The organism is Corynebacterium sp. (genome assembly GCF_030532715.1).
In the GTDB taxonomy this organism is placed as follows: domain Bacteria; phylum Actinomycetota; class Actinomycetes; order Mycobacteriales; family Mycobacteriaceae; genus Corynebacterium.
Genome location: NZ_JAUNKO010000004.1, coordinates 58,416 through 78,524, shown reverse-complemented (window position 1 = coordinate 78,524; position 20,109 = coordinate 58,416). Strand labels below are relative to the sequence as shown.

Genomic DNA, 20,109 nt, shown 5'->3' with positions numbered 1-20,109 from the left:
TTTGTGACGGCCATTACCCCGCCTTATCGTGTACATGTGTTGTCCGACACCCGCCGCACCAACGTTAACGCGCGGGTTGTTTATGCAGCTGCAACACGGTTTTGTCGGCGGAGAGCATCGACGGCCCGTGTACCGCACGAATGGTGATGTCGTCGGTGCTGGTAATAACGTCGCCGTCTTTGATGACGCAACCGTACTCCATAAGGTAGCCCGCGGTGCTGAACAACAGTTCAAGGGTTTCGCGCCCCGGCTCATCCACCTCGGGGATTTCGACGTCCATCAAACCCAGGCGCTCCAGCCCAACCGTCAGCGCCGCGATATTGCCGTCCGGCCCTGGGCCAATGTTGTAGGAAACCCAGATGGCAGGCAGCGGACGCGGCAGCTCCTGCAAGGCGATTTCCCGCACGAACCCCGGATACGCCAAATGTTGGGCGCTTTCCCAAAACACGGCAAAGCCGTGGGGCGCTATGGCAATGAGGGAGCAAATGACCCGCGTGAGTAGCGCCGCGGCCTCCAGTTCATTGCCGTCCCCAACGCCAGCGACGCTGACCAACGTGTGTGCTTGGTAGTCCGTGTCGAAGGCAACTTCATCGGGCCACAGCCGGCTGGCGGCGCAAAGCTCGCTAATGTGATTGAGTTCCCGCATGGGACGTTGCACCAAACCCACCATGACCACGTAGCCTTCAAACGTGAAGGCGAGCACGCCGTCCTCTGATTCCGAGCGAATAAATTGTGAAACATCAAGGTCTGGCCAGTCTTCAGCGAGCTGGTTTTTCAATTCGTCTTCGGTAACCCCCAGATCGGCTTCGTGCTGGAGGAGCATTGCCATTGCCACAGACACCAAAGTTTCCTTCCACGTGGGTAATTTGGGTACTCCACCACCCATATCAAATTTGTTGCCAAAAGGATTGTGCACGCACCCCTACACACGCGAAACCCCCCGCACGGGGTCAGTGGCCTCGCGACACGAGGGCGCACTGGGTGCGGGAGGTGGGGCGTCGAAAAGCGCTATTCCACGGTCACGGACTTCGCTAGGTTGCGCGGCTTATCAATATCCTCATTACCGCACTCACGTGCAATAAACGCGGCGAGGAATTGCAGCGGCACCGTGGCAAGCAGCGGCTGCATGATTGACGAGGATTCCGGAATGCTGATCAGCCAGTTCGCGTACGGCTCCACGGCAGTATCGCCCTCTTCCGCGATCACGATGGTCTTCGCGCCGCGCGCCCGAATCTCCTGAATATTCGACACGATCTTCGAATGCAGCACTTTCACGCCGCGTGGACTGGGCACCACGACAACCACCGGAAGGTCGTCTTCAATCAGGGCGATCGGGCCATGCTTAAGTTCCCCGGCGGGGAAACCCTCCGCATGGATATACGCCAACTCCTTCAGCTTCAGCGCACCCTCCAACGCCACGGGGAATCCCACGCCACGCCCCAAAAACAGCATCGTGGGAATCGGACCCAGCGTCTCGGCGATCTCACGCGCCTGCGCCTCGCAGTTGAGCAACAATTCAATCTTGGCGGGGATAGCCTCCAAATCCGCCCAAATATCCGCAATCTCATCCGGGTACTTGGTGCCCTTGGCCTGCGCCAACGCTAAACCAACAATGTAGTTCGCCGCCACCTGCGCCAAAAACGCCTTCGTGGAAGCCACCCCGATCTCCGGGCCCGCGTGGGTGTAAATCGCCGCATCGGACTCCCGCGGAATCTGCGAACCGTTCGTATTACACACGGCCAACACCTTCGCGCCTTGGGTTTTCGCGTGGCGCACCGCCTCAAGCGTGTCCGCCGTCTCCCCTGACTGGGACACGGCCACCACAAGCGTGCGGGAATCCAGCACCGGATCGCGGTAGCGGAACTCGGAGGCTACCTCAATCTCCACCGGGATTCGCACCCAATGTTCAATAGCGTACTTTGCCAGCAGGCCAGAGTGATAAGCGGAACCGCACGCCACCACAAAGATCTTGTTGACGGCCTTTAAATCCGCTTCGGTTAAGTTCTGCTCATCCAACACGATGCGGCCATCCACCAAGTGCCCGGCCAAGGTGTCGCGCACCGCGGCGGGCTGCTCGTGGATTTCCTTCATCATAAAGGAGTCGTAGCCGGCCTTCTCCGCCGCAGCCAAGTCCCAGTCAATGGTGAATGGTTTGCCTTCTGCGGGGTTGCCCTGGAAATCCATGAGCCGATATCCGTCGCGGCTGAGCACCACAACGGTATCCTGATCCAATTCCACCGCCTCGCGCGTGTATTCGATAAACGCGGCGACGTCGGAACCGAGGAACGTTTCCCCCTCACCCACGCCCACCATCAACGGGGTGGAACGCCGCCCCGCAATAATCGTATCGGGGTGATCCGCATGCAGGAATAGCAGCGTAAACGCGCCCTCCAGCTGGTTCAGCACGTGCAAGACGCTGGCCTCAAAATCGCCCTTGGTGTCCCCATCGTTGTACGCCAACGCCAGCAAGTGCGCTGCCACTTCCGAATCGGTGTCGCTTTGAAGCTCCACCCCAGCCGCAACCAGCTGTTCCCGCAGTGGGGCGAAGTTTTCAATAATGCCGTTGTGAACGATCGCGGCGTTCCCATCGAAAGAAACATGGGGGTGGGCATTCACATCGGTCGGCCGGCCATGCGTGGCCCATCGCGTGTGCCCGATGGCGGCGTGCCCGCGGAACGCGCCTTCACCGGACTCAGCGATCCGATCCTCTAAGTTTGCCAGCTTCCCGGCCCGCTTGACCGTGTGAAAGCGGCAATCGCCGTCAACCACGGCGATACCTGCGGAATCATAACCGCGGTATTCCATGCGCCTCAGCGCACCTAAAGCAATCTGCAGGCCATCGTGGCCGCCAACGTATCCTACAATTCCACACATGGCCCACAGAATAATGCAAACCGGCTGACTTTCAAGGAAACCGCAGCTTCTACCCCTTATCGTTGCATTATTATTTCCCGTGGTGGTTGCTGCAAGTCTCCCGCCTCGATCACGGTTGAACTATCCTTAAACATTGTGGCTGAGAATCTGAAAAAGCAACTTCCTAAACTAAGCAAGCGCGGCCCCCACCGCGTGCTCGTGGGCGACCTTGAGTTTGCGGGCCTGCCGGGCAAGGTGTACACCCCGGCGGAGGGCGCGGGGCTGCCGGCGGTGGCGTTTGGGCATGATTGGATGACCGATATTTCCCGCTACCACAACACCCTGAAGCACCTTGCCAGCTGGGGTATTGTCGTGGCAGCCCCGAATACGGAACAGGGGATTGCCCCAAGCCACCGCGGCTTCGCCGCAGATTTAGAATCGGCGTTGCAGATCGCGGCCGGCGTAAAATTAGGCAGCGGCAAAATTACTGTCTCGCCCGGAAAGCTCGGGTTTGTTGGCCACGGCATGGGTGCGGGTTGCGCGGTGCTGGCCGCCACTGGACGCCCGAAAATCCGCGCGGTAGTGGCCTTGTATCCTGCGGTGACCAGCCCGTCCGCCGAGTCCGCCGCCCGCACCATAGATGTGCCGGGCATGATTCTCGACGCCGGCAAGGAATCCGTGTTTACCAGCGGCAACGCTGCCGCCTTGGCCCGCGCCTGGAAGGGGCAAGCGGTGTACCGCCGCATTACCAAAGCTTCTCAGCATGGATTTTCCGAGGCGGTGTTGCTCAAAGCTGTCACCGGATTAGGTTGGCCGGAGTTTTCCGCCCAGGAAACCGCACGCGGCTTGATCACCGGGTTCCTGCTCCACCGGGTTGCAGGCGAGAAAAAGTACGCGCCGTTTTCCGCGTTGGAAGTTCAGGCGAAGCATGTGGAAAACATGGCCGATGCTCCTGCCCCGCTTGTCGACCTCACCACACTGTAATCCCACAATCATCACGGGGATCAGAGGCGCCGCCTTTTCAGCACACTGTGCACCGGCCCGCTTGCCTGCCGTGCGCTCGGCACCAGCACCGCCTGTTGCGCCGGGTATTGCGGCACGTGCTGTGCTGGCTGTTGCGCCGCCCGTAACGACGCCGCGCGCGTCCTATCCATCTCCGCCTCAAATTCCATCAGGCGCCGCGCCGCCCGCGCACGGAACTGCTCAATAAATTCCGAAAATTCCGGGCTGCTCACCACGCACCTGCTTTCCTAGCGCCCCCGCGTTTCAAGGTCCCACCAACCGGCCCCTCAGCCGCCGGCACTGTACACTCCCCGACCGTCGAACCCGTTGGTTCCTGGGCCGGACGCACCGGTTCCGACGCTGGTTCAGGCTCCGCCACCGGCTCAAGTGGTGGGGCTGGTTGCGGCGCAGGATCCGGTGGCACTTCCGGTGCCTGCGCTTCCGCTGGGGGCGTTTCCACTGGTGGCGCTTCCGCGGGCGGCGTTTCATCCGCCGGAGTTGTCTCAACGCCGTCAGTGAGTGCACCTTCGCTCACCGCCTGAGCGAGGCTCGCCAACGCCACACCAATATTCATCACTCCCATCAGGGGCTGGCCAATCAACCCCGGCACATCCGGGGCCGGCCGCGCACCCAACTCTTCGCCGAAGCCAAGCAAGGTGTCATAGCACTGGCCGAGTGCTTCATCTCGGTCCTGGCACACGCCCATCAGCAAGGTACCCGCGCGGTCGATCAAATCCGCCGCCGCATCAATGCAGCCGCGAAACGCGGCGGCGTGGCCTTGGGGGTCCAATGTGTTCAACTGGGCGCACAGCACGGCGATCAGCCGCTGCAACTCCTCACACATAGCGCGCAGCGTGGCGCCGGAATCCTCCGCAATAGTGTGGATCGCCGCGGCACATTCCGAAGCCCGCTGCTGCATATCCTGGCCTGCCTGCCGGTAATCCTCACACTCCACAGACAGCGCGCGCAGCACATCTGTGATCGTACCTTCCGCTAACCCACGCAATTCATCGAATAAACCGTCGGTTTCAATGGGGTCCAGATGTTCCCCGGCAGCCAACTGGGTGTGCGTTACCAGCGCCTCAGGATCAGTGCCGTCGACGGCGGACGCGGCGTCGGCAAGCGCCGTGGGGCTCAGCACTGGGCCACCCCACAAACCGCGGGACGCCGCCTGCAAATCCGCCACGGCGGTGCCGTAGCCGCCGACGAGCGCTGCGGTGTTCGACATCGGGCTCACAGCCCCTCCAAGCGGTGAGCGAACTCATCGTCGGCATCACACACATCAATAACCACGCGCCGAGCGAAACGACACCCGTCCGCGAACCCGGAGGAACGCGCCTGCCCCGCCTCGTGCACCTGTTGCAACATGCGAGCGATGCGCTCACCGTAGCTGGCAAAACCTTGGCCCGCGGCCTGGCTGGGAAAACTCGGAACTTTGGCCTGGTAGGCGCGTTGCCTGCCGTCGCATTCGCCGATCAACCGCTCCAATTGCGCTTGCGCCGCCTCCGCGTCAAAGGAAAACCCTGCCATCCGGACATACCGCCTTTTCCAGCGCACTCGAGCCGTTTCCTCTTTAAGACGCCGCGAAACCCCCAAGCGGTTCCCACCCTTGCACGCCACCTACCCCCATATTGGTGACGTGCCACCAGGGTGGAATGCGCAGTTACACTTCGGCGACGACCGCAGCGAGCCTGCCCGCGACGCGACGCGCGGTCTCTTCGGTGGGAGCCTCCACCATGACTCGGAAAAGCTCTTCGGTGCCCGACGCGCGCAGCAGCACACGCCCAGTATCGCCAAGCTCAGCCTCGGCGAGGTCAATAGCGCCGCGCACATTCGGGTGATCAACGATCACGGCCTTATCCGCCACTGGGACATTGATAAGCACCTGCGGCAATACGGTCATCGCCGTGGCCAATTCCTTGAGGGTCTTTTGTGACTCCGCCATCCGCGCCATGAGCGACAACCCGGTGAGCACGCCGTCGCCGGTGGTGCCGTAATCCGGCAGCACGATATGGCCAGACTGCTCACCGCCCAAGCTGAACCCGCCTGCGTTCAAATCCGCCAGCACGTAACGATCCCCCACGGCAGTCGTGCGCAGCGTAATCCCCGCCTCCTGCATGGCAAGCTTCAGCCCTAGGTTCGACATGACGGTGGCCACCAGCGTGTTTTTGCGCAACTCGCCGTTTTCCTTCATCGCCAGCGCGAGGATCGCCATGATTTGGTCGCCGTCAACAATGTTGCCTTCCGCATCCACGGCAAGACACCGGTCTGCGTCACCGTCATGCGCCAACCCAATATCAGCGCCGTGCTTCACCACGGCCTGCTGCACCTGCTCAATATGGGTGGAGCCGCAATTGTCGTTGATGTTGTACGAATTCGGCGTGTTGTGAATAGCAATGACCTCCGCGCCCGCAGCGCCGTACGCCAGGGGCGCGACCGTCGATGCGGCACCGTTCGCGCAATCCACTACCACCTTGATGCCCTGCAACTTGTGCGGCACTGAACGGGACAGGTGCTGCAAATAACGCTCCGTCGCGTCCGTGGATTCCTCCAACACGCGCCCAATACCGTGCCCCGTGGGGCCCTCCTCCGGCAGCTGATCCATCGCCGCTTCGATCTCATCTTCGACTTCGTCCGCGAGCTTATGCCCACCCGCAGCGAAGAACTTAATGCCATTATCTGGCATCGGATTATGGCTCGCGGAAATCATCACCCCCATGTCCGCACCGTAATCATCAGTAAGGAACGCGACGGCGGGCGTGGGTAAAACGCCGACACGCAGGACGTCGACACCCTGGCTTGCCATACCCGCAGCGAGCGCAGCTGCCAGCATCTCCCCCGACACGCGCGGATCGCGCCCAACGATTGCCACGGGCCGCCGCTTAGAAGTGCGGTTTTCGCTAGTGAGCACGTGCGCCGCCGCAGCACCCAACCGCAAGGCCAGCGGAGCAGTCAGCCGTTTGTTCGCCAACCCCCGCACACCATCAGTTCCGAAAAGTCGAGTCATGGAGTCCATTATGCCTACCCGCACATACGGTGCCCCACCCCTCCCCCTCCCCGAGCGCAAAAGCTAGCGATCGTTGCCGCTGGCGAACCGACACGCCACTAAACAACACCACCGCGCCACGCGAAATAAATCTTGCGTGGCGCGGTGGCGTCACCGAAACCGGCGAGTTACTTAGTTACCGCGGCGTCCCCGACGGATAAGGAACACACCTGCGGCTACCGCGATCGCTGCGATGGCGATGACCGCGAGCACGGAAGCACCGGTGTTCGCGAGGGTCGCTTGCGCGCCCTTGTCGCTCCGCTGTGCGGGCGCATCCTGGGAAGCAGCGGCGGGAGCCTGGCGGGCGGTGTCATTCCCGCCGGGCTGATTCGTTCCTGCAGACTGGGAAGATCCTGCGGCGGAACCGCTCGCGCTGCTGCCGGAGGAGCCAGCGGCGCCCAGGGCAAACGGCAGGAGCAGCAGCCACCACGGCTTCGACGGTAATGCGCCGCCCTTGTAGGTGTTGGTGAACTGGAATTCAGCAACAGCTCCGGCTTCCGGCCCAAGCTTCAGGGTTTGGGTCATGGCGCTTTCATCGGTGGTGAGTTCCGCGCCGTCGATCTCCGCGGTGGCGCGATCCTCGGTGACGGTGCACTCTGTGCCCACTGGGAAGGACTTGCCCACGGACACGGCTTCCCCGTCGCCCTTTACCTTCAGGGTGCCGGTACCGTGCTCGCCGCACTTGTAGTTGAACGTGTATTCCTTGGTGCGGGCGATGTCCATCCACTCGTCGTTCAGCCCGGCGATCTTCTTGGCCACGGTGAATGAGGCCTTGTTGGTCACCGCCTTGTTCTCCACGACTACCTGCACGTTTGCGTCGCTCACGGTGGTTACTTCCGCCTTGGCGCCGTCTTGCAAGATCTTCACGTTTGCGTCACCCGCGGTCACTGGCGCGAACTTCGGCTGTTCAAACGTGAGTCCGGCAACCTGCGGGAAGGTCGGCTCGCTCAAGATTATTTTGGTGCCTCGGGGGAGTTCCTGCTTGCCCTTGGCGGAGCCGTCAAGCGGAACCTCGATGCGCTCTTTGACGTCTTGGCCATTGAAGTTGTATTCCGCGAGCACGCTAAACACGGTGCCAGCCGGCACGGGCGCGGAATCCTGGGCAAGCTTCTTGTGCACTTCCACAGACCGACGGTCTACACCTTCAATGGTGCCTTGGCCGGTTTGCGAACGGCTCACACTCCGCTTCAGGGTACCGATGGAGTCGATTTCCGCCAGATTGTTCGTTACGGCGGCGAACGGTGCTTCCTTGCCGTCGGCGGTTTTCGTGCGATACTCCACCAAGTAGTAGCGGTCCTTGTTCCAGCCGTCTTTCGGCGGGTTCACGGTAACCTTCGCCTTGGTGCCGTCAGTGATATCCACGGCGACGTTGAGCACTTCCTTCGGCTCGCGCGTGCGCCGGTCAACGTCGGGGGTGATGGTACCGATGATTTCGTATTCGCCTGCGCGCCACGAGTTATCCACGTACACGTGCCCGTGGCCGGACAGGACATCGTTGATCACCATGGGGGATGCGCCCAGGGCAGCAGCTTTGTCGCCGGGGATGTGGATGCGCCAGGTGACGGTTTGCTGATCAGCGTTGTACCAGCCCCACTTCACCGGGTATTTCGGGGCCTCGTCGATCTGCCCCGTGATGGTGCCTTTCGGGCCGGGCAGCCTCACGCTCTTCTGTTCGCCGTTGTTGACATTGAACACCACATGCTCGCCGTCCCAGGCTTGCACGGCTTGGGCGCGGATGGACAGTTTGCCGTGGACGTCGTCCTTTTCCGCGAAGTTCTTACCGATGGTGCACACCACTTTGCTAGGGGTTGGCCGCGCCGTGGCCCGACAAATACCGTTGTCTGGGTGTGGCGGTTCGCTGCCCGAGGAAAGATAGAACTCTTCATCGTGGCTAAGGTTGAGCTGCTCAGGGAACTCGATGCTAAAGGTTTGCCCTTCGAGCACGTCACCTGTTGCATGCCAGCTCCACTGCACGGTGAGGTGCTGCCATTGAATGAGGGCTTCGTTTTGGCTGGTGCTGGTGCGGTCGTTGACGATAGTGATGTCGTCGATAACAACGGCAGCTGGGGTTGCGGGCGCAATGTCGGCGCGCTCAGCCTTCGCTGGGCTCTCAGGCTCCGCGTTTTCGCTTTCGCTTTGCGACGTCGCGGCCTGCTCACCCACTTCGGGTTCCGCAGTAGCTGTGGTGGCGGACGTATCCGCTTCCGATGCAGTGGTCGTGGGCTGGTCGTTTTGCTGCGCATGTGCCGGCGGCATGGTCAACCCTGCCACCAGCAAAAGCGCGGTAGCAAAAACCACGAGATAGCGCAGCAGGCGCACCCCACCGAACGTTTCGGCGCGAAGGCTAGTTCTCAATGTGCTTCCTTTAATTCGTTCAGTTTGCGCTCAGGCGACTCTTCCCCACAAGAAACTGTCGTACGGTCGCATTCCCAGCGTTGAATAGCTGACACCTCAGGCAATTAATAACTTTTTACGTAGGAAGCTTAAGCGTTTGCCAAGATTTTAGATAGTCCGGTCACCCCTAAACCTTAAAGCTAACCTTAAAAGTTTGGGGCTGGCCGGGATGAAAACCCAGGCCAGCCCCAACGCTGCGCGTATTCAAGTGCTACACGCCACACTCCCCAATCGGAATCTTCCTGTGATTACCCCACTGCTCTAACGCATACTTAATGGAGTCCACGTAGGCCTGTGTCCCCTGATCGGAAGGGTGAATCAGGTCGCTCCGCAGGAGGGCGTGATCGGCGCGTGCCCGCTGACACCAGTTAGCAACATAAAGGTTGGGGTACTTTTCCTCGGCGATCTTCACTTCCTCGTGGGAGTTTGGGATCCAGGACCGGTCACCGTACGGCATGACCAACACCACCACACGCTCCGGCCCGGCAATATCCATAACCTGGCGCAGGTGATCTTGGCTTAGGTGCGCGTTGGTGCCAAAGCCCAACACCAAGAACGGGTCCAGCGCGCCAGCATCCTTCAGCGCCGAGACGATCTCCGGCGCCGCGCTAATGGTACGGGACACTGCGGCGTCCACATGGATGCCAGGCAGTTGTTCTTCCAGCGCGGGCAGGCTCGCCAGCATCACAGAGTCTCCGACCGCGGTAATACGGTCCCCGGTAGGCACCAGCTGCGGACCCATGATTGGCTTGGTCACATCCGCTGCTTCCGCCGCTGGCACCAACGCGGTCGCGGCTTTCGACGCCGCTTCCTGCTGCTCCGCGAGCGTCACCAGGTCGCGTTCCAGCTCTGTTTCGTTCGGGGAACTGGCAATGGCCACTCCCGCAATAACCACCACAGCCACACCCACGGCACTGCTGACGGCACGCAGGAACAACGGCTTCGTGCCGGGCGCATCCCACAGCACCGCCTTGTAGCCGTGGCGGCGGATCGGCGTCTCGATCCATTGATAGGACCAATGGCACACCGGCAAGCTGATCACCAACGAGGTCACGCCAATGAGCCACGACGGCACCGTGAGCCCAAGGTTGTGAATAACCTGCTCCAGCAAGATAATCACCGGCCAATGCCACAAATACAAGCTAAAGGATCGCTCGCCCAACCAGCGCATAAAGTGCAGGTTCATAATCTTGTTCACCGGCCCGGCTTCCAACACCACGGTGGTAAGCACAATCGCGGTCAACACGGACGCCAAAAGCAACCCACCACGGTAGGTGAACGGGTGCGTGTCATGCACCAGCATCACCATTGCAATGAGCCCGAGTAGGGCGATAAAACCCACCAACCCGGCGATGCGACCCAGCGGCAACCGTTCCTTTGGCCAGCTATCCGCATCCGGGTTGCCCACAGTGGTGGTCGCGGTAAGCGCCAGCAGCACACCGATGAGCAGACCAAAAGAGTGCGTGTCGGTGCCGTAATACACCCGGGTGGGGTCCTGCGCGGGATCATACAGGTACAGCATCCAGGCAAACGAGCCAATCAGCATCGCCCCCACGAACCAACGGATGTGCTGACGCACAAACCTGCTCGCAGTAAGCAACACAAACAGCAGCGGCCAAATGACGTAGAACTGTTCCTCCACCGCGAGGGACCAATAGTGGGCGAAAATCTGCACCCCGGAGTCCGCGAAATAGCTCGCCGATTCCGCCACCTGCACCCAGTTATTCACAAACAGCAACGTGCCGAAGAATTGCGCCACGAGCCCTACAGCTGGGTCGCCGCCCACCATGCCTGCGAAGGCGGTGACCATGACAAGAACGGCGACCGCCGCGGGAAGGATGCGCCTCACACGGCGCCGCCAAAAGTCCTTCAAGTCAATTTTGCCGGTCACGGCGCGTTCGCGAATCAACAGCGAGGTAATCAAAAAGCCGGACAGCACAAAGAACATGTCCACGCCTAAGAAACCACCAGGCATCAAATCGCCGAAGAAGTGGTAAATCACCACCACCAGCACCGCTAAACCACGAAGGCCATCAATGCCCGTCACGCGGCGAATACGAATCCGCGGCTTCCACCCCGCTTTCGCGGGAGTGCCCTGCTGCGGCGGCTTTGACTCCGCGGGCGTCGACACTGCGGGCGTCGGCACTGCGGACTCGACAGGTGCGGGCTCAACTGGTACAGGCTCGGCAGGTGCGGGTGCCACGGGCGGAGCCACGGTAGCCAACGCCGCAACCTGCTCGGGCTCCGGGGCCGCAAACTGTCGGGTTGGGGCGCCGGAGGGGGTATCGTCCACCGGGGGCCGCTCGGGAGCGTCGGAACGCGCAGGAGTGTCGCGTTTCGGAGTCGGCGGCGGCACTTCGGGCACGGGGAAGCTGTCTGTTGGGGCCTCCGGCGCCGGGAAGGTTACCGTCGGAGCCTCCGACGGCGGAGCTTCGGGAATTTCAGCAAGCTCCAGCTCAGGGACGTCAGTATCGTCAACGAGCTCCCGCACTTGCTCAGGTTGCTGGCGTGGCGGCTCGGCGGGCTCGGCGCCGTCGCGCTCGACAACATCTGCGGAATCGATGGGTTCGAGTTCGGGCGGATGCGCGTGGTGTCGGGTTCGTGCCAGTCGTCGCACCCGCGCCTCGACGAGTTTGTTGTTGCGAACCCGCGGCTTGGGTTGAACTCGTGTTGTTTTCCTGGGAGACCGTTTCTTGGCCACTCGTGTCCTACCTTTGCCCTTTCTCTTTCAGGCTCGCCGCGGTGGGCGAGACGATGCCTGCGAACCCCCTGTGCTGAATCGTCTTCCACAGTGAGCACATATGCCCGTGGAACTTTACACTGCAATCCTGAAGGTTTTCTAAAGTGTGGTTGACGCTACTGCAATCACCGCCCAGTGGGAAACGTAATTGCCGATAAGAAACCCACCACAATAGGTTGCCTGCCACTAATAACCTTGCTCGAGCCACCGCATTTACCTGCGGAAACCCGGAAATATAATCAAAAGTTCGCAATATAAATTTGCATATTGAAAACCCTTGGGATTCGCCTTTGCACGAGCTTCCGTGCGCTAGGATTTTATGCGGTTCGCACGAGTTATTCCACATCGCAAGCTTGTTCCGAATGGAAAATTCGCCCACTGCGGGCTGGGAGTGTTACAAGCCTTCGCTGATAGCCAAACGTTACCTGATGATCACCCAGGTTCACCACAGCCATGCCGTGCTGGAAACGCCGAGAAAACACACCCGCAGCCCGCCATGCGGAAACTTCACCGACGGCCACGCCTAGGTCCAGCTCCGCCTCCGCCAACAGCGGCATGCAATGGTAGCCGTCATGACTTGTGGCGGTCACGGCAATATCACGGTGCGGCAGAAACACCCACGCCGCCGCGAGCGCGAGCCGCAGGTAGGGGTCATCGTCCGCGCCGGTACCGGGAACGCGGGCGATGATCAACCCCTCGCGGTCCATTTCCGCCACCTGCGCTAAACAATCCTCTACGCTCAACCAGCCATCGTTCGCGCTGCCCCAACCCAGCCAGCATTCCTCGTAGCCACCGCCGAAACGTGCGTGCCGCGCCCACCGCCCCGGCTGCCGGCGGGATTCCGCGATATTCGGCACCAACAGCAACCCGTGCTGGCGTAACGACGCCCCGGCCTGCGCAAGCATCGCCTCCAGCCCAGCCCGCACCTGCTCCATGTTCAACCCGTGCCCGTAGTAATCCGCGTAGACATCGTTGTCTGCCATGACCCCATCGAACCCCGATGCGACAAGTTCCGTGGTGACGCTATCTACCCAGGCGCGCTGGTAAGCGTCGTCCCAGACCTTTTGCTGCACGTGCCCTGGGTAGCCCGCCCATTCTGGCGCCGCCACCGAAGATTGCAGCTGCTCTGCCTGCGCCGGACTAATACCGGAAGAATACACAGGCCCCTGCTCATAGGTGCGCACCGAAGACAAACACTTGTACGCCAACACTGTTATATTAGGGTCCGCCTCTCGGAGCCGCCGCGCATTGTCGGATTCCCACGGCTGCAAGATCACGGCCCGGAATTTCCCAGCGGCCTGTTCGATTTCCTCTTCGCTCAGGGGGCCCGCATATCGGATCCAACCGAGACGCGGACGCACCCGACTATCCTGCGAGATGACGGCCAACACCCCCTGGTACCGATTGCAATGCAGCCTGCTTCGGCCGCCGCTGCCATGCACCAATCACGATGTCGAATCGGCCGCGACCCAAGTCAGCTGTACGGGATACGTTGGCGCCGGCCCCGAGGCGTCGATAAATGGCGTTGTAGCGCACCATCACCTGTTCCATCAGGAAGATGGTATGCGGCCGGGCGAGCGCATTAGCATGCCAGCGCAGGTACAGGTCCTTGTCAAACACGATGCGCTGCACAATATCCGCGAGCTCCACCACGTCGCCCGGCTCCGCCAAATCACCGCACGGTCCAACAACGTGTTCGTCTTGATCCAGGAGCGGGTCCAGCACCATCTGGTCCATGCCGCCCACCCGGGTGCCAATCACCGGCAAGCCACCGACCATAGCTTCCAGGACCACCACCGGTTGCCCCTCGTTAAAGCTCGCAAGAATGAGCGCATCGTAATCGTGCAGCACGTCGCGCACCTTCATCGAGCCGCGCAGCACCACCTTGTCCTGCAAGCCCAGCTTCTCAATGTGCTCGAGACACTTTTCGTAATATTCCGGCAAGTGGTTCGTCGGGCCGAGCACATCCACCACCACATTATCCACGCCTCGTTGCCGCAGTTCATCCACCGTGTCAATGAGCTCGATAATGCCTTTGATCGGCACCACACGAGCAATACACACAAACCGCCACGTCTTCTTTGCGGGCAGGTTGTCAATCACCTCTTGGCGGCGCCGGCGGGTGTACTCGAAGTCCTCCCACACAATGCCATTCGGCAAAATTTCCGATTTCTGTGGGTCGCCGCCGAGATCTTTGGCTTCCTCGATCGCGCGCGGATACAGGTACGTGATGTGGTCTGTCATCGGATACAGCAGGGCGCCCAGCCGGACCCACCAATGCGTCCAAAACCTCTCGAACGTACTATTGCAAAGCTCGCGGGGAGAATCCAGCGTCACCGGCAGGTTCATGCTGCGATCCAACAGCGTATTCACTGTGTCCTGCACATACAGGTTGTGCTCCGTGAGCAGGAACTTCCCGTTATGCTGCAACGCCGCCGCAGCGGAAACAAGACTCGCATAGCCCGTGGTGTGCGCGTGGTACACCCGCGCCGGCGGATGCACGCGATCCAGCAACGCATACATCAAAGAGAAGAAATCCCGGATCAGCCAAAATAACTCGTCCAAGCGAATATCATCCGCCTGGCCCGCACCTTCTAGCACCGCGGCCATCAGATCGCGGCGCGGCAACAGCGACCACAAGCGCCACGTGCGAGTCTGGGGATTCACCGCATCAATGTACAACCGGCGCAGCAGCTCGGGATCATCGTGCATACCCGCAGCCACAGCGCGCACGAGTTCACCAGCGTTATGGTCACCGACGGCGTCGTCTTTCACCGCCGCTTGGAAACCTTCACGGTGCTCCTCCAGCGACAAATACAGTACGTCCACCCAAGCAACGTTGCCCGGCACCCCATACAAATCCTTCGAAGGAGCCTTCGAATCCCACGCGATGTGGATGATCCCGAACGTGAGGTCTGGATTGTGGGTGACAATGTCATGAACCACTGCCGAAACCCCGCCGGTAAGGAATGGATAGGTGGACTCCATGACGATGGCAACGTCCACCATGTCCAATGGGGTGTCATCGCCAGGGAATCGGTATTTCGTATTGGTTACCACTGCACTGCTTTCTGCCAAAACATTTCAAACGGGGCGTCGTCGATGCGGCGCGAGGCGCTGCGAATCGCACCCACCGCCCCGATCACCGCCGAAACCATAGCCACAACAAGCCCCGGAATAGGCCCCACCAGCAACGCCAGCATCACCACAAGGCAAAACGCGCCCGAATAGACGGCGGCTTGCGCATGCATATACAACTGCGTCAGTTGAAACACTGCGAGGTGGAACGCCAACAGCGGAATGGGTACAAGAAACAGCAGCAAACTCAGCAGGTTGTGCTCCATGCCCAGCGCCGATGACACCAACAACACCCCTAACGACGTCACCGCCGCAACGCTCAACGTCAGCGCAAAGCACCGCGCAACATTGTTCCGGGTAAGTCTGATGGTGTTTCGTAACCCGGATAGCGGGGTTTGGTGTATACCCACCATCAACGAATCCACGTTCTGGCGGATCAACGGGTATTGCGAGCTGAAAAACACCGCCATGCCCACCACGACGGGAATGAGACCCACATACACAGTGACCACGTCGATACGTGAGGCATACAGGGCAATGAGGAAAAACTTGTCCGCCCACAGAATGCCGCCAAACAGCAAACCGAGGCCGAGATCCCACAACAGAGTGCTCCGATCGGGGCGGGCAGGGGCCACCAAACCCCACACCGCGCCGCCAATTAGCGCCAGTTGAGGCACCATTCCGGCCACCGGCGCAAAAAACCAAAAATGCGGGAACAGCAGTAGAAACAACGCGTAACAAACCCAACCCGCAAACAGGAAGTTCGCTTTCCGTAGCTCTTGGGCGGGAATCAACGACAACGCGAACACAAGATTCGTGAACAAGCCAAGCACATAACCGAACACTTCGGCGGTGCCCCACGTGTGTGTGGTGGTCATGAACAACGCAAACCCCATGAGCGGCAACACCGCAAAACCCAAGATGGCCGGGGTGAGGCGCATGAGTTGGAAATTAAACTCTCGTTCATCGGCACGGCTGACATGTTGCAGCGGCCGGTAGAACGGCAGGGTAACAGCGTGTGAAATCCACGGGACCGTGACGGACACCATCAACACAATTGGAAGTACGGCGCGAATATCATCAACGATCCACGGAAACACCGTCATTAACAGCGCCGTTGGTGAAAGCTGCACCAACGCCTGCCAAACCCGGCCCAGCAACACCACTGCGGTGAGGGACACAAGGCAAAAAACAATCCCCAGCGAGGTTGCAACCATGGGGTTTGGGTCCACTTGTGTCAGCCAGGCCCAGGCACACGCAGTTCCGAAGAAGGCAACAATCGTTACCGCCAAGAGAACTACAACTGGGACCTGCCTGAAGTGGTTGACTTGCAGAGCCAAAGCCCTTTCCTTTCTCCAACTTTCTGCAGGCTCGAGCGGACGGTAGCACCATCCCTATGGGAACCATACCCGGTTAATTTGCGGGCAACATACTCGCCAACGGCCAAGAATGAGCTGAGCTGCTACTGGGAATTAAGCATTCAAAATTGCCTAAACCCCAGCTAGATCGGTACATGTGAGCACTAATGTTCGTGCATTCCAACCTGCGGAAAACAAATTTTCGATTATTATTCAGCAAACGCTGTTCCGCCAGCGCACAAGAAGGAAATAGCCCCAAACAATTTCCGTGAAGCGTCATCATATTTCCGCAGCTTAAGACGTCAGACCATTAAAATGCACGGCCTATTCTCAGCCTTTTCGCGGCCTCCGCACACAATATCGACCCCACCCCCAAATGAGGGAAAGTGCCGTGTTGTCACGGCGTCAAATTCGACGTACAACCGAACCCCGAACCCCGACAATTTCCGCCCCGCCGCCCAACGATGCAAGCACCCAGTTTTGTGTCCCCACACAAAAGAACACCGCCGCCCAGCCCCCAAACCAGGGACCATGGACGGCGGTGTACGCGTATGCGTCGAAAAATATTAACGCTTGGAGTACTGCGGGGCACGACGTGCCTTGTGCAGACCAGCCTTCTTGCGTTCCACAGCGCGGGCGTCACGGGTAAGGAAGCCAGCCTTCTTCAGTGCCGGACGATCAGCCGGGTTGTAGGCGTTGAGCGCGCGGGCGATGGCGAGGCGGAATGCGCCTGCCTGGCCGGTGGGGCCGCCACCACGCAGGTTTGCGTGAATGTCGAACTGACCTTCGCGATCAATAAGAACCAACGGGGCCTTGATCAGCTGTTGGTGCAGCTTGTTCGGGAAGTAATCCTCCAAGGTGCGGCCATTGCAGGTGAACTGGCCGGAGCCTGCGACCATGCGCACGCGCACGATGGCACGCTTACGGCGACCAACCGTCTGAATCGGGTGATCGAGCTCAGCCGGCGCAACAACAGTGGCGGTTTCTTCGGTAGCCTCTACCGCTACAGCGTCACCAATGGTGTTGGTGAACTCTTCGGTAGCAGCCTGCGCAGCGGCAATGTCGGCGGCGTCGGCTGCGAGGTTTTCGGTGTTGTTCTGATCGGTCACTGGGCCACCTGCTTGATTTCGTAGGTTTCGGGCTTCTGAGCGGCGTACGGGTGTTCAGGACCTGCGAACACGCGCAGCTTCTTTGCGGAAGCGTTGCTCAGCTTGTTGTGCGGCATCATGCCTTTCACGGCCTCAAAAACCACACGTTCTGGGTGCAATTCCATGGAACGGCCCAAGGAGAGGGTCTTCAAACCACCCGGGTAGCCGGAGTGGCGGTAGCGGAACTCACGGTCCCGCTTATTGGAGGAAATGTGCACCTTATCGGCGTTCACAATGATCACATAGTCGCCGCAGTCAACGTTGGGGGCGAACTGGGGCTTGCCTTTACCGCGGAGGAGATCAGCAACCTGGCATGCCAAGCGGCCGAGCACCACGTCGGTAGCGTCGATGACGTACCACTTACGGGTAATGTCACCGCTCTTCGGGTGGTAAGTAGACAACAGGACTCCTTTAAAGTCTGTTTCGGAACTGCCAGCCATCACGTGTTATAGAAAGTATGTTTTACGGCGGCCGGTGGAGACCCGTAAAACCTTGCTGCCCTCACCCAAGATGAGGGCCCTACACACAGACACCCAACTCTAATGCAGCGGTGATTCAAACTCAAAACCGAAAATGCTCCGCCACCTGCGGCCCTATATGCGAGGAAATCGACAGCTGCGCCAATCGGGGGAATTGGTAGGTGTCAGCCAAGTGAACATCTCGCATATAGGGGCGCCGGTGGCGGAGCCCCTTACCCGTGTGTGAAGTTTTCCAGCGCACCCCAGGTTGTTGGTTTCTGGCGGTAAACCTGGGGGCGCCTCCTCGGGGTCTTGTGAACATCTCCTCCGCAATGTGAATTAGCCCCAACTCGCCGCCGCGCGCCTATTCACATCGCCCATGCGATCGTTGCCTTCCGAAACGGCGCTGGCAATGGTGGCCAGAATGCTGTTCAGCTCCGCGGCAGCATTATCCCATTGCGCTTGCGCCGCCTGATACGCCAACGCCGATTCGCCCTCCCACGTTTCCACCATGGGTTCTAGCTGCCGCTTCAAATCATTCAAAATGGTGTCAATGCTGGCGGATGTAGTTTGAATATCCGCCGCCGCGTTCTGAATCTCCCCAAACGAATACTTGATTGTGTTGTACATGCCCCTCAAACCACTCCCACTCGTGTCCTTTATATAGCCCCGCGCTACAACGGGAGCCCCTCGCCACCAATTGATTGCAACGAGGCAGCGTTGTCCGTGTCGGCCCCTTCGAACGAACCCGCATTTTGCCGGATATTGTCCGAAATACTCGTCAACGCTTCGCGCAAATTTTTTGCGGAGATATTCCAGCGTTCCATCAGCGACTGAAAATTCACTTGGGCCCTGCCCTGCCAACTGCCCTGCAATGAATCCACCACACCCTGCAGCCGACTCAGCTCACTTTGCACCTGAAGATTGACATCATCGACACGACCCGCCGTGGCGACCATAACGTCAGCTTCAGTGCGAAACATCCCGTTCACTGTCAGGCTCACCCCTTAGGAGAAAAACTCAGTACCACCATCATCTTGCTGTCACCCACTTAGACTCCCCGCGCACCATGGTCGGTTCCCACCGCCTTAAATCACCCCCCATCATGGTGTATTTGAAGCGTCCCGGCGGCCATCCGGCACGCCGCCAGCTGCGGAATTGTCGGCTCCGAGCGGGTATGGCACCCCATGGAAAATTGGTGATCCGACTCCACCCACGTCACCCACCGCACCTTGGAACCATCGCCAGGCAGCTCGCGATAATCAATCGTGCGCACCGCGTGCTCCCGAAAACCCTCACCGTGTTCAACCTCCAACGCGGGGTCGCGCTCAATCATCAATTCCACTTCGCGGTACACCGCATCTGAACTCACCCCATACACCGGATCCGCCGCAAGCAGGATACGCAGCTCCGCATCGGGCCCGGTCGCGCTCAGCGCCCCGTCCTCACGCTGTTCCAATCGGAATCCTTCCGGCAAGCGAACCCGCAGCGGCCCGTGGGCAAGCTCCACACCCGGCAGCTCCGGCGGGTTGTTCGCCACCGGCTGCGCACTCGGCGCCTCCGCGCCCGTAACAAGCGCCCCACCCCGCGAGTTTGCCTGCGGACGAGATTCTGCGGAGGTCTGCGCCACGGGAGCATCCGGCCGAGTACCCCACCAACAGGCGACACCCACGCAGCACACCACCACCCCAAGCGCTGGGATAAACCAGGCTGGGCTGCGGGGTTGCGAAGGCCGCGGGATGTTCAGGCGCTTCGGCTCACGCGGCGGCACCACTGGATCCGGCGAGTCCTCTTTCACCAGCACTCCAGCACCCGCAAACGCCGCCGTAAGTACCGAAACAACGTTTGCGGGCGCCTCAATGCGCACCTCCGCGCTCTGCCAACGCTCTTGGAGCACATCACGAGCCTGATCCACCACTGATTTCGCCGCCGCTGGGTCTTCAGCAACCAGCGACGCGGTCAGGTCGTACCGGTAGGTGGTCTCCTCCGCCTCAAACACCGTAGCCGTATCCAACACCACAATATTCACGGC

Annotated in this window: 17 protein-coding genes; 1 reads left to right on the top strand and 16 read right to left on the bottom strand. The window is 60.2% G+C overall.

Annotated features, from left to right (window positions below):
- Window positions 1-64: 64 nt before the first annotated feature.
- Together Q4D83_RS07285 and glmS are read right to left on the bottom strand one after the other, a co-directional pair.
- On the bottom strand, window positions 65-841 hold the full coding sequence (locus Q4D83_RS07285; protein WP_303174293.1) for a DUF4261 domain-containing protein: 777 nt from the start codon (window positions 839-841) through the stop codon (window positions 65-67).
- 167 nt (window positions 842-1,008) lie between these two features.
- Window positions 1,009-2,874: a glutamine--fructose-6-phosphate transaminase (isomerizing) gene (gene glmS, locus Q4D83_RS07280; RefSeq protein ID WP_303174291.1), complete on the bottom strand. Its 1,866-nt coding sequence runs from the start codon at window positions 2,872-2,874 to the stop codon at window positions 1,009-1,011.
- A gap of 135 nt (window positions 2,875-3,009) precedes the next feature.
- Here glmS and Q4D83_RS07275 point away from each other — a divergent pair, with 135 nt between their 5' ends.
- Window positions 3,010-3,837: a dienelactone hydrolase family protein gene (locus tag Q4D83_RS07275; protein ID WP_303174289.1), complete on the top strand. Its 828-nt coding sequence runs from the start codon at window positions 3,010-3,012 to the stop codon at window positions 3,835-3,837.
- 20 nt (window positions 3,838-3,857) lie between these two features.
- On the opposite strand, the gene Q4D83_RS07270 is transcribed toward Q4D83_RS07275, so the two are convergent.
- The 14 genes from Q4D83_RS07270 to Q4D83_RS07205 form a co-directional block, all read right to left on the bottom strand.
- Complete coding sequence (locus Q4D83_RS07270) at window positions 3,858-4,088, bottom strand: hypothetical protein (RefSeq protein WP_303174287.1); 231 nt, start codon at window positions 4,086-4,088, stop codon at window positions 3,858-3,860.
- Entirely contained in the window at window positions 4,085-5,083 is a 999-nt protein-coding gene (locus Q4D83_RS07265) for a hypothetical protein (RefSeq protein ID WP_303174285.1), read from the bottom strand. Before Q4D83_RS07265 ends, Q4D83_RS07270 begins: the two co-directional genes overlap by 4 nt.
- A 5-nt stretch (window positions 5,084-5,088) precedes the next feature.
- Window positions 5,089-5,385: a hypothetical protein gene (locus Q4D83_RS07260; protein WP_303174283.1), complete on the bottom strand. Its 297-nt coding sequence runs from the start codon at window positions 5,383-5,385 to the stop codon at window positions 5,089-5,091.
- A gap of 133 nt (window positions 5,386-5,518) precedes the next feature.
- Window positions 5,519-6,862: a phosphoglucosamine mutase gene (gene glmM / locus Q4D83_RS07255; protein ID WP_303174281.1), complete on the bottom strand. Its 1,344-nt coding sequence runs from the start codon at window positions 6,860-6,862 to the stop codon at window positions 5,519-5,521.
- A 171-nt stretch (window positions 6,863-7,033) separates the two neighbouring features.
- Window positions 7,034-9,256 (bottom strand): DUF5979 domain-containing protein, encoded by a 2,223-nt coding sequence (locus Q4D83_RS07250; protein WP_303174279.1) that lies wholly within the window; start codon window positions 9,254-9,256, stop codon window positions 7,034-7,036.
- A gap of 250 nt (window positions 9,257-9,506) precedes the next feature.
- The gene (locus Q4D83_RS07245; protein ID WP_303174277.1) at window positions 9,507-11,912 is read right to left on the bottom strand and encodes an acyltransferase family protein; all 2,406 of its coding nucleotides are present in this window, start codon (window positions 11,910-11,912) and stop codon (window positions 9,507-9,509) included.
- Between the two features lie 458 nt (window positions 11,913-12,370).
- Window positions 12,371-13,396, bottom strand: a complete 1,026-nt coding sequence (locus tag Q4D83_RS07240) for a putative glycoside hydrolase (protein WP_303174275.1) — start codon at window positions 13,394-13,396, stop codon at window positions 12,371-12,373.
- A gap of 4 nt (window positions 13,397-13,400) precedes the next feature.
- Window positions 13,401-15,095 carry a GT4 family glycosyltransferase PelF gene (gene pelF, locus Q4D83_RS07235; RefSeq protein WP_303174273.1) on the bottom strand — a complete coding sequence of 565 codons (1,695 nt, stop codon included), beginning with the start codon at window positions 15,093-15,095 and terminating at the stop codon, window positions 13,401-13,403.
- On the bottom strand, window positions 15,089-16,294 hold the full coding sequence (locus Q4D83_RS07230; RefSeq protein WP_303174271.1) for a hypothetical protein: 1,206 nt from the start codon (window positions 16,292-16,294) through the stop codon (window positions 15,089-15,091). The genes pelF and Q4D83_RS07230 overlap by 7 nt, the downstream gene beginning before the upstream one ends.
- A 743-nt stretch (window positions 16,295-17,037) precedes the next feature.
- Window positions 17,038-17,580 carry a 30S ribosomal protein S9 gene (rpsI, locus tag Q4D83_RS07225; protein ID WP_303174269.1) on the bottom strand — a complete coding sequence of 181 codons (543 nt, stop codon included), beginning with the start codon at window positions 17,578-17,580 and terminating at the stop codon, window positions 17,038-17,040.
- Window positions 17,577-18,020 carry a 50S ribosomal protein L13 gene (gene rplM, locus Q4D83_RS07220; protein WP_303174268.1) on the bottom strand — a complete coding sequence of 148 codons (444 nt, stop codon included), beginning with the start codon at window positions 18,018-18,020 and terminating at the stop codon, window positions 17,577-17,579. Before rplM ends, rpsI begins: the two co-directional genes overlap by 4 nt.
- A gap of 396 nt (window positions 18,021-18,416) precedes the next feature.
- Window positions 18,417-18,707 carry a WXG100 family type VII secretion target gene (locus Q4D83_RS07215; protein WP_303174267.1) on the bottom strand — a complete coding sequence of 97 codons (291 nt, stop codon included), beginning with the start codon at window positions 18,705-18,707 and terminating at the stop codon, window positions 18,417-18,419.
- A 44-nt stretch (window positions 18,708-18,751) separates the two neighbouring features.
- Complete coding sequence (locus tag Q4D83_RS07210) at window positions 18,752-19,069, bottom strand: WXG100 family type VII secretion target (protein ID WP_303174711.1); 318 nt, start codon at window positions 19,067-19,069, stop codon at window positions 18,752-18,754.
- 101 nt (window positions 19,070-19,170) lie between these two features.
- Window positions 19,171-20,106, bottom strand: a complete 936-nt coding sequence (locus Q4D83_RS07205; RefSeq protein ID WP_303174265.1) for a type VII secretion-associated protein — start codon at window positions 20,104-20,106, stop codon at window positions 19,171-19,173.
- Window positions 20,107-20,109: the final 3 nt, after the last annotated feature.